The organism is Nocardia sp. NPDC019395 (assembly GCF_040632335.1).
GTDB lineage: Bacteria > Actinomycetota > Actinomycetes > Mycobacteriales > Mycobacteriaceae > Nocardia.
Genome location: NZ_JBEYBT010000038.1, coordinates 1 through 10,103, shown reverse-complemented (window position 1 = coordinate 10,103; position 10,103 = coordinate 1). Strand labels below are relative to the sequence as shown.

General features: G+C 68.1%; 9 protein-coding genes. 4 read left to right on the top strand and 5 right to left on the bottom strand.

Features of this window, described 5'->3' with window-relative positions:
- Positions 1–369: 369 nt before the first annotated feature.
- The 3 genes from ABZ827_RS31200 (at position 370) to purM (ending at position 4,161) form a co-directional block, all read left to right on the top strand.
- Entirely contained in the window at positions 370–864 is a 495-nt protein-coding gene (locus tag ABZ827_RS31200) for a hypothetical protein (protein WP_357244663.1), read from the top strand.
- Between the two features lie 355 nt (positions 865–1,219).
- Positions 1,220–2,812, top strand: coding sequence for an amidophosphoribosyltransferase (gene purF / locus ABZ827_RS31195; RefSeq protein WP_357244660.1), 1,593 nt, complete (start codon positions 1,220–1,222; stop codon positions 2,810–2,812).
- Positions 2,813–3,081: 269 nt separating this feature from the next.
- A complete protein-coding gene (gene purM / locus ABZ827_RS31190) occupies positions 3,082–4,161 on the top strand; it encodes a phosphoribosylformylglycinamidine cyclo-ligase (RefSeq protein ID WP_357244657.1) in 1,080 nt (359 codons plus the stop codon).
- Positions 4,162–4,967: 806 nt separating this feature from the next.
- Here purM and ABZ827_RS31185 read toward each other — a convergent pair.
- From ABZ827_RS31185 to ABZ827_RS31165, 5 genes are all read right to left on the bottom strand, one after another.
- Positions 4,968–5,174: a DUF3073 domain-containing protein gene (locus tag ABZ827_RS31185; protein WP_357244654.1), complete on the bottom strand. Its 207-nt coding sequence runs from the start codon at positions 5,172–5,174 to the stop codon at positions 4,968–4,970.
- 162 nt (positions 5,175–5,336) lie between these two features.
- A complete protein-coding gene (locus ABZ827_RS31180; protein WP_357244652.1) occupies positions 5,337–6,302 on the bottom strand; it encodes an asparaginase in 966 nt (321 codons plus the stop codon).
- The gene (locus ABZ827_RS31175; RefSeq protein WP_357244649.1) at positions 6,299–7,036 is read right to left on the bottom strand and encodes an MOSC domain-containing protein; all 738 of its coding nucleotides are present in this window, start codon (positions 7,034–7,036) and stop codon (positions 6,299–6,301) included. Before ABZ827_RS31175 ends, ABZ827_RS31180 begins: the two co-directional genes overlap by 4 nt.
- A gap of 36 nt (positions 7,037–7,072) precedes the next feature.
- On the bottom strand, positions 7,073–8,188 hold the full coding sequence (locus tag ABZ827_RS31170) for a folate-binding protein YgfZ (RefSeq protein WP_357244646.1): 1,116 nt from the start codon (positions 8,186–8,188) through the stop codon (positions 7,073–7,075).
- A 65-nt stretch (positions 8,189–8,253) separates the two neighbouring features.
- Positions 8,254–8,655 carry a sterol carrier family protein gene (locus ABZ827_RS31165; RefSeq protein WP_357244643.1) on the bottom strand — a complete coding sequence of 134 codons (402 nt, stop codon included), beginning with the start codon at positions 8,653–8,655 and terminating at the stop codon, positions 8,254–8,256.
- Positions 8,656–8,868: 213 nt separating this feature from the next.
- On the opposite strand from ABZ827_RS31165, the gene ABZ827_RS31160 reads away from it, so the two are divergent.
- On the top strand, positions 8,869–9,789 hold the full coding sequence (locus ABZ827_RS31160; RefSeq protein WP_357244640.1) for an aminodeoxychorismate lyase: 921 nt from the start codon (positions 8,869–8,871) through the stop codon (positions 9,787–9,789).
- The last annotated feature ends 314 nt before the right edge of the window (positions 9,790–10,103 follow it).

The window sequence follows — 10,103 nt, the reverse complement described above, 5'->3', positions numbered from 1 at the left end:
TCAGTCGCTGCGCTCCTTCGCTCTGGTCGCTCCAGAACGAGACGGGCCCCGAACCACCAAGGCGGACCGGCCGCATGCGGGAAACGGGGGTGGGGTCGGATGCGGACAGACGGGCGGTAGGTGGATCAAACGCGCCGAGGCGGCGGCGAGTTCGGTAATGGTGCTGCGGGTGCTGATACACCGCATGCACAGAAACGGGGGCGCATGCTCTGGACATTGCGGGGGTTCGGGGTTCGGGGTCGTTGGTGGGGTATTCGGGCTGGTCGGGATGTTGAGCTCGGCGGGATTCGCCCGAATCGGTGGCGTCGCTGGGGGTTCGGTGAATTTGTCCACTAGGCGCGGGCGTCTCGATAGTGACAGACTGCGCCGGTGAGGTTGATCGACAGCGACGGATACGGTGTGGAGCTCTCTGTTGCCGGATACCAGTTTCCGGACCATATCGATCCGCGAATCCGGTACAGCTGGCTGATAATCGCCGGTACCGCGAACTGCCCGGACGGGAACTGGTCCTTCCGGTGGCAGGCACTGACACTCGACGATGCGGTGGAACTGGCCGAATGGCTACGGCGGATCGCCGCTGAGGCGGAACCGTCCGGTGGCGAGGTTCCCGGGCCGGCCCGGCTGGTGTTCACCGAACCGAACCTGAGCTTCGCCGCCACCCCTGTCGCCGGTGCGGTGGAAATGCGGATCGGGCTCGATCTCGAATTCTCGCCGCCCTGGAACCGTCGCGCCGAGGCCGGGAGCCCGGTGGTGATCACGGCGCGGCTTACTCCGGCAGATATAGCTACAGCGGCCAAAGATCTCGGAACCGAGGTGGACGCCTATCTGCCGCCGGGTGGTCGTTTGCTGGGCCGCGCCCGCTGACCGACTCGGTTGCGCCGGTCCTTCGGCGCCGGGTGATATCGCCCACGTTGCGCCGGACCGTGCGCCCGGCTTATGAGCTGCCTCCCGCGGGGGTGCGGTCCGAGGTCCGGTCCGCCGGTCCCGCCGTGGCCGTGCGCGTTCCGTTCGGATGCTGTTTTCGCAGGTTGACAGCGAGTTGACCGGGTGTGACGGTTTGCCGGCCCGCGGTTGCCGGGATCCCGCGCCGGGTTGCCGGGATCCGTATTCGACCGCTACGACCGCGCTTGCCGGCGCTCTGCTGATCCGCTGCCGCTCCGACGGCGGGCACCCGTAGACTGTCGAGTGCCCCCACACCCGCCCGACCAGGGAGCGCACGGTGACCCTCGCCGATCGATCGGCCCTCAGCAATTCCACCGCAACCGAGGAGACGGAGAATCCGCCTCGTGAGGAATGCGGAGTCTTCGGAGTCTGGGCTCCGGGGGAGGACGTGGCCAAACTCACCTATTACGGCCTGTATGCGCTGCAGCATCGCGGCCAGGAGGCGGCCGGTATCGCCGTCTCCGACGGTTCACAGGTGCTGGTCTTCAAGGATCTCGGTCTGGTGAGCCAGGTATTCGACGAGCAGACGCTCGCGGCCATGCCCGGCCATGTGGCCATCGGACACTGCCGGTACTCGACCACCGGGGCAACCACCTGGGAGAACGCCCAGCCGATCTTCCGGACCACCGCTGTCGGATCGGGCCTCGCCCTAGGGCACAACGGCAATCTGGTCAACACCGCCGAACTCGCCGATCGTGCGCGTGAACTCGGCTTGGTCAGTCCAGGCCGCCCCGGCACCGTCTCGGCGACCTCCGATTCCGATGTGATGACGGCCCTGCTGGCGCACGCCGCGGCGGATTCGAGTATCGAACAGGCGGCCATGGAGCTGCTGCCAACCGTGCGCGGCGCGTTCTGCCTGACCTTCATGGACGAGCACACCCTCTACGCCGCCCGTGACCCGCACGGCGTGCGCCCGCTTGTGCTGGGCAGGTTGGAGCGCGGCTGGGTGGTCGCCAGTGAAACCGCCGCCCTCGATATCGTCGGCGCCTCCTTCGTCCGGGAAATCGAACCCGGTGAACTGCTCGCCATAGACGCCGACGGCGTGCGGTCGCTGCGGTTCGCCAACCCCGAACCCAAGGGCTGCGTGTTCGAGTACGTGTACCTGGCCCGCCCGGACAGCACCATTTCCGGCCGGTCGGTACACGCGACCCGTGTCGATATCGGCCGCCGGCTGGCAGCCGAGCACCCGGTCGACGCCGACCTGGTGATACCGGTCCCCGAATCCGGTACGCCGGCCGCGGTGGGCTACGCGCAGGGCTCGGGTCTGCCCTACGGGCAGGGCCTGATGAAGAACGCCTACGTGGGCCGCACTTTCATCCAGCCCAGCCAGACCATCCGGCAACTGGGTATCCGGCTGAAACTCAACCCGCTACGCGAGGTCATCCGCGGTAAGCGCCTCATCGTCGTCGACGATTCCATCGTTCGCGGGAATACCCAGCGGGCCCTGATCCGGATGCTCCGCGAGGCGGGTGCCCTGGAGATCCATGTGCGGATCGCCTCACCGCCGGTGAAGTGGCCGTGTTTCTACGGTATCGATTTCGCCTCCCGCGCCGAGCTGGTCGCCAACAACGCCGGCACCGACGCGGACGGTCCCGCGGGCGGACCGGTCGATCCCGCCGCGATGCGCGAAATGGTCGAGGGAGTCCGCCGTTCCATCGGTGCCGACACGCTGGGCTACATATCGCTCGACGGAATGATCGCCGCGACCGAACAACCCAGCTCCCGTCTGTGCGCCGCCTGCTTCGACGGCCACTACCCGATTCCGCTCCCCACCGAAGCGTCGATCGGCAAGAACCTCCTCGAACTCGGCGGCCGTTCCCAATCTCTGCTCACCGACAACGCCAACGCGAGCGCCCTCAGCCGGGGGTGAGTAGTGTTTGTCGGCGCGCGGGTTCGGACGGACCGCAACATTCAGGGCCTCGCCGAACTCGGCGCCGCCGGGCGTATTCGATCAGGCGCGTGTTGAACCCGCGAGGTCGCCGGCTCCGCCGAACCGGTCTGCCGGTCCGTTGTGGACCGGACCTCGTCAGCGCGGGTGCCGCAAACAAAACACATCCCGGAACACCGCGCGCGGGAGGCGCGCCATAGACTCTTACCAGGCAAATTATCCGCGGATTCGGTTTGGAGCTTCCCCCGACAATGACTGAGCAGAACGCTACCGGTGCCGGTGCCTCCTATGCCGAAGCCGGCGTGGATATCGAGGCCGGTGATCGGGCCGTCGAGTTGTTCGCACCGCTCGCGCGTAAGGCCACCCGCCCGGAAGTGCAGGGTGGACTCGGTGGTTTCGCCGGGCTGTTCGCTCTGAAGAAGAACTACCGGGAGCCGCTGCTCGCTTCGTCCACCGACGGCGTCGGCACCAAGATCGCCGTCGCGCAGGCCATGGACAAGCACGACACCGTGGGCCTCGATCTGGTGGCGATGGTTGTCGACGATCTGGTGGTGTGCGGTGCCGAACCGCTGTTCCTCCAGGATTACATCGCGGTCGGCAAGGTGGTACCGGAGCGGGTCGCCGAACTGGTGTCCGGGATCGCCGACGGCTGTGTCCGCGCGGGCTGCGCGTTGCTGGGTGGTGAGACGGCCGAACATCCGGGCATGATGGGTGAGCAGGATTACGACCTGTCGGCGACCGGAGTCGGGGTGGTCGAGGCCGACGAGCTGCTCGGCCCGGATCGGGTGCGGCCCGGTGATGTTGTCATCGCCATGGGGTCCTCCGGCCTGCATTCCAACGGCTACAGCCTGGCGCGCAAGGTACTGCTGGAAATCGACCGGATGGCGCTGACCGGGCATGTGGATGAGTTCGGCCGCACCCTCGGTGAGGAGCTGCTGGAACCGACCCGGATCTACGCCAAGGACTGCCTGGCTCTCATCGCGGAAACCGATGTCCGGACCTTCGCGCATATCACCGGCGGCGGACTGGCGGCCAATCTGGCGCGGGTGCTGCCACCCGGCCTGGTCGCGGAATTGGATCGGGGCTCGTGGAGCCCGGCACCGGTGTTCAAGCTGATCGCTCAGCGCGGTCGGGTGGATCGCGTGGAGATGGAGAAAACGTTCAATATGGGCGTCGGGATGGTCGCGGTGGTGGCCCCGGAGGACGTCGACCGGGCCTTGGCGGTACTCACCGCGCGCCATATCGAATGCTGGACGCTGGGCAGCTTGAAGAAGGCGAAGGACGCCGATGCCTCACGCGCTGTCCTACTCGGAGACCACCCCCGCTTCTGAATCTCTGGAGCCTTCGGCGTCGCGTGGTTGGGGCTCTGTTGCCCCCGCGTCTTCACCCGGGCGCTCGGTCGCTGAGCTCTGTCGCTGTAGATGCGGGGGCGGGCCGCGACCGTGAAGGTTGCTGTGTTTTTTGGCGCCGCCTGCGGCGGCGCGGGTTCGGGGCCCCCTTGGTCTCGTTCTTCACTCCCGGCGCTCAGTCGCTGCGCTCCTTCGCTCTGGTCGCTCCAGAACGAGACGGGCCCCGAACCACCAAGGCCGACCGGCCGCATGCGGGAAACGGGGGTGGGGGGTCGGATGCGGACAGACGGGCGGTAGGGGAATTAACGCGCCTGGCGGCGACGGCGGGGTCGGAGTCTTCGAGCCTGGGGCTTCACTCCGATGGTCGGTTCCACGGGATGCCGCGGTTCTGCGCTGAGTCGCTCGGACCCGGGGTACTCACTGGACTTCCGTCCGAAAGGGATGTGGTGAGCTATGAAGGCGACGGGTCGTATGTATACGACCGGTACCTGCCGGTGAGGCCGCAACCGGCCTCGAATCTCCCTGGGGATTGCGAGGATCGGCGTGTACGCGCTGAACCGACCTCTCGTCTGTAAGCCCACAGAGGAGAGAGTCGGACATCAGTCGTGGACCGGCGACCCGCTGGGCGGGCCGTCGGCCAGAGTGGTTCGGAGCCGGCGTTACTGCCAGGTGCCGTTCGGACCGGATCGCCGGTTCACGTCATCCACCGCGCGACTGGCGGGGAACGGCGCGAACCGGCGTTAACGGCCAAAGGGGAGGCGCATCGGCCTCCCCGGCTGTGCACCTGGTCAGCGACGCCAGTCGTCGTCGGCGTCCTCGTCCCACTTGGATAAGGCGTCGTCCGCGTCGTGCTCGTCCGAGATGACCCCGCCGCGCCGGGCGTTGTCACTACCGGATAGCTCGCGCTGAAGGCTCGTGAAGTCGGTCGTCGGCGAGCTGTACTTCAGCTCGCGAGCGACCTTGGTCTGCTTTGCCTTAGCCCGGCCACGGCCCATGGCTGACCCCCTCGCGTCACAGCGGGGCGGCCTGGGGATTGGTGGCGGCCCCGTTCGAATTAATATCTTCCTGACAGACACTTTAGCGCGTGTCCGGCCGTCGCGCTTCCACGAGTCGGCTATCGGCCGGATCGACCGACCGGTTTGCCGATATTTCGCCGCTCAGCCGCCAGTCGAGATTACCCCCGGTATGGCGCGGATCACACCCACTCGGTTGCCGCCGCCGAGTACCGCGGGGGCGGCCAGCTCGGCCAGTTCCGCGGACCACGCGACCCCCATACGCTGCAGAATCGCCATGGTCAGCGGGATTCTGGCGCGATCGGCGCCGTCGTCGATCTTGTATCCGAAGGCGCTGCCGTCGGGCAGCGCACCCGCGTGCACGCCGTCGGCGCCGATCTTGCAGAGCAGTCCGGGGACAGCACGCATGGACAGCAGATCGGGGCCGTTGGTGCCCGAAATCACCCACGGCCGCGCACGGAGTGCGCCGGCGATGCGGTGTTCGGGTGTGCCCGGCGCGGCAGTGGCGAGGGTCGCGAAGGCCCGCGCCAGATTGACCAGCGCGACCGGAACGATGGGTAGGCCGCACCCGTCGATTCCGAGATCGGATTCGGGTTCGCCGGTCAGCGCGATCACCTGGGCCGACACCGCCTGCTGCAGAGGATGGCCGGGGTCGATATAAGCGTCGGTCGGCCACCCGTTCACCGCGCAGGTGGCCAGCATCGCGGCGTGCTTGCCGGAGCAGTTCATATACCGTTTGGCGGGCTCTCCGCCTCGGTGGAGCACACCCGCACGGGTCTTTTCGTCCATCGGCAGGTCGGGTGGGCAGGCCAGATCGTCTTCGCGGAATCCGTAGCGGCGCAGCAGCCGTTCGACCAGTTCGATATGTTCGGGTTCACCGGTGTGCGAGGCCGTGGCAATGGCCAGTTCGGCCTCGTCGACCGGGTCGAAGCCGAGCTTCAGCAAGGTGAGCGCCTGGAGCGGTTTGTTGGTGGACCGCGGATAGATCGGCACGTGTACCGAACCGGCCTCGAAGGTCGGCTCGCCGTCCGGCCCGATGATCACCACCGACCCCCGGTGCACGCATTCCCGGAAGCCCGAACGCACCACCTCGACCAGGTCGACGCTCATCCGATGGCCTCCGATTCCGTGGCCGGTCCGTCCATGGGCGCCGCCGCGCTCGCTTCCGTGCCGCCGTCCGGGTTCGGCTTCGTCACCGGTCCGGCGGAGCGTTTCGCGTGGCGCGCGATCTGGGCACGGATTTCATCGGAGACGGTGGGCTCCGCGGCGAGCAGGAGTTCGAGTCGCTGTGGATCCGCGCCGGTGAAGATATCTCGGACGGTGATGCCGTGGTCGGGTACGTACACCATTTCGACGGGGTCGCCGGCCGCGACGCTGCCTTCGGTCAGGACCCGGAAATAACAGCCGGTGTTCGCGCGCCGGGTGAACCGCCGCACCCACTGCTGTTCACCCGACCAGTGCCCGAAGGTGGCGCACGGTACCCGGGGCCCGCTGACCTCGAATACCGCGTCACCGATGGTGCAGCGGGCTCCGAGGACGGCGTCGCTGAGCGGGAGACCGGTGACCCGCAGGTTCTCGCCGAACCAGCCGGCGGGCAGCTCCCTGCCGAGCTCGGCGGACCAGCTCAGTGCGTCTTCTTCGGCGTAGCCGTACACGGCCTGATGCACTCCGCCGTGGTCCCTGGTATTGCACACATGGTCCCCGTCGAGGCCGAGCCGTCGGGCCGGGACACGTCCCGTGAGCGGGCGTTTGTCGATGGCGCTGCGGCCGACGCGGCCCGGTACCGCCAGCTCCGCGTGTACGACGCAGACGGCCTGCACCCGGCCGGTATCCCCAACCCGCATCGGCGCTCCTCTCGGATCCTTGTGCTCGGTGGCGGGTCAGCGGCCGCGGAGCCGTTCGATGGCCTGGCGGCCGGGCTGGGGGCTGTCGTCGGCGACGACCGAGTCGGGGTCGATCGCGGCGGCCGCGGTACCCACAGTGAGCTGGGTATCGGCGGGAACATTGCGCTTGATCAGCGCCAGCGCGATGGGGCCGAGTTCGTAATGATCGACGAGGGTGCCCAGGACACCTACTGTCCGCCCGCCCGCGGTGACGGGGTCGCCGGGCGCGGGGCGTTCGTCGGCGGATCCGTCCAAGTGCAGCAGGACCAGGCGGCGGGGCGGTTTACCGAGGTTGTGCACGCGGGCCACGGTTTCCTGGCCGCGGTAGCACCCCTTGTCCAGGTGCACGGCACCGTATTCGTCGGGTCCGCCGATCCAGTTCACCTCGTGCGGGATGGTCCGTTCGTCGGTGTCCAAGCCGATCCGCGGGCGTGCGGCGGCGACCCGCAGCGCTTCGTAGGCCCAGGATCCGGCTGGTCGAGCGCCGGCGGCGGTGAGTTCGGACCACCGCGACATCAGCTGTTCGCGCGGGACGACCAGGTCGAAAGAGTCCGCGGTCGGCCAGGGCATCCGGCGCAGGAAACCACCGCCCGCGAGGGGGAGGGCCTCATAGGTTTCGGGCAACCGGTCCAGGCCCAGTGGCGCCGTCAGTGTATGAGCGAGCGGGCCGAGCAGGCCGAGCATCGCGTAGTCCGGTTCCGGCCGGGGCCGCGCATCGGCCCAGAACACCATCTTGGTGAGGAAATCCAATAGGCCGGGGCCGCGTTCGGCTTCGGTATCGAGCCACACCGTGCTCGCCAGTTCGGTGAGGACGAAATGGTGCAGTACACGGCCGTTGAGGTCGAGGTCCAGGTTCTCCGCGCTGCGCCCGTCGGCGAGTTCGGCGATGTGCTGACTGGTCACGGTGTGTAACCAGCTCAGCCGTTCGGCACCGGTGATACTCGCGAGGAAGCGATGGGAGCGATCCACGATCGCGATCCCCTCGATGGCGGTGCGTTGTTCGCCGAGCGGATCACCGTAGTGCCACGGGACCGAGGCGTCCGGAGATCCGGGCACGGCGGCCACGGCTCCCGGTACAGCGAGGACAGGACTGGGTGCGACGACCACGGACACGGCCTCCACTCTAGGAGCAGTTGCGGCCTGCGCGCATGGGCGGGGTGCTCACCAGGCGATTCGGGTCAATCCCGGGCGGGATGCACCGGCACCAGCGGCAGCCACCGTGCGATCTCGGGGGCCCGGCCGCCGGAGGCGTCGACCGTGCCCGCGGCGACCGCCGCCGCGAAGTCCTGTAACCCGGTCGCCAGCAGCAGCCAGGTGCGCGGATCGGTTTCCACGACATTCGGCGGATTGCCGCGGGTGTGCCGGGGACCTTCGACACATTGGACGGCGACGAACGGCGGCACCCGGACCTCCACCGAATGCCCCGGCGCCGCGGCGGCCAGCGCCCGGGCGGTACCCCGGACCGCGGCAGCCAGCTCGGCGCGTGCCGGGGCCGGCGTTGTCTCGTCCAGCAGCCACTCGCGCACCGCGGTCACCGCCTCTCGCACCGCGGCCGGGTCGGTTTCGGTCCGTCGAGCCATCATCGGACCTTAACGAAGGTCGCGACCCGGCTGGGCACCGTGTACGCCACCGCCCGGAATGCGTCATTCGGCAGAGATGGCATCGAGGCGACCTGACGCACCGACGAAGGTCCCCCGACCTCGAACGGGCCCGGCGGCGGTGCCCAAAGGGGGCCGAAACCCGCGACGCCGCAGGCGGCGCAAATAAACACAGCTTGGCCTACGCTCGTGCGCATGGTGGATCGAGTACTTGTAACACTCGACGGCGAGGTCCGCGACGCGGACCAGCCGTTGCTGTATGCCGACGATATCGGCGTCCTGCGCGGTGACGGAATATTCGAGACGGCGTTGGTCCGCGGTGGCACGGTATGCGCGCTCGATTTCCATCTGGCCAGGTTGCGTCGTTCCGCGCAAGCGCTCGATCTGCCCGAGCCCGATATCGGCCGCTGGCGGGCGGTGATGGAAACCGCGGCCAAGGAATGGGGCGCCGAGGACGAAGGGGTTATGCGACTGGTGCTGACCCGCGGCCGGGAGAGCGCACTCGGTAACCCGAAGGCGGCGGTGCGTTCGGGTGAACTGTCCGAAGCGGTTCCGGTTCCGACGAGCTACGTGATGGTCACGGCGCTCCCGCAACGGGTGGCCGAGTCGAGATCCGAGGGCGTCGCGGTAGTGACGCTGACCCGCGGTATCTCGATCGACCTCGCCCAGGCCGCGCCGTGGCAGCTGCTGGGTGCGAAAACCCTTTCCTACGCGACCAATATGGCCGCGCTGCGGTTCGCCGCCCGGATGGGCGCCGATGATGTGATCTTCACCAGTACCGAGCACCGGGTCCTGGAGGGGCCGCGTTCCAGTGTGGTGATCGTCCGGGACAAGCAGCTGATCACGCCTCCGGCGAAAAACGGCATCCTGCCGGGGATCACCCAGCGGGCGTTGTACGCCGAGGCCGAGCGCAACGGCTACGACTGCCGCTATGAACCGCTGTTCAGTGCCGACCTGTTCGACTGCGACAGTATCTGGATGCTGAGCAGTGTGACCCTGGCGGCCAGGGTGAATTCGCTGGACGGGGTGCGGATGTCGGCCTCGGAGTCGGCGGCGGAGATCGTCGAGATGGTGGATCGCGGGATCGAGCGGACCGGGGCTATCGCGGACTGGTAGTTGTATATCCGGCGCCGCTTTCGGCGGTGTGGGGGTGGGGGTGCGGTGTCTATGGCGCCGCCTTCGGTGTCGCGGGTCGGGGTGCTGTCAACCCGCATCTCGGAGTAGATCGTCCGTGACGGTAACCGCGCTCTCGATGTAGATCACCCGCGAAGAAGCGACAGGGAGACCACCCGCGAAAGAGCGAGAGGGAGACCGTTCGTTAAGGGGCGGGCTGTGATTTTGGAGCCGCTCCGCGGCTCGAGGGCGGGGCCCCGGGTAGCCCGGTTCTTCACTCCGGCGCTCAGTCGCTGCGCTCCTTCGCTCTGTCGCTC

Bases quoted from the DNA above. Each gene is read 5' to 3' on its own strand.
- purM (WP_357244657.1), top strand. From the start codon at position 3,082: ATGACTGAGCAGAACGCTACCGGTGCCGGTGCCTCCTATGCCGAAGCC.
- ABZ827_RS31185 (WP_357244654.1), bottom strand. From the start codon at position 5,174: ATGGGCCGTGGCCGGGCTAAGGCAAAGCAGACCAAGGTCGCTCGCGAG.
- ABZ827_RS31180 (WP_357244652.1), bottom strand. From the start codon at position 6,302: ATGAGCGTCGACCTGGTCGAGGTGGTGCGTTCGGGCTTCCGGGAATGC.
- ABZ827_RS31175 (WP_357244649.1), bottom strand. From the start codon at position 7,036: ATGCGGGTTGGGGATACCGGCCGGGTGCAGGCCGTCTGCGTCGTACAC.
- ABZ827_RS31165 (WP_357244643.1), bottom strand. From the start codon at position 8,655: ATGGCTCGACGGACCGAAACCGACCCGGCCGCGGTGCGAGAGGCGGTG.
- ABZ827_RS31160 (WP_357244640.1), top strand. From the start codon at position 8,869: ATGGTGGATCGAGTACTTGTAACACTCGACGGCGAGGTCCGCGACGCG.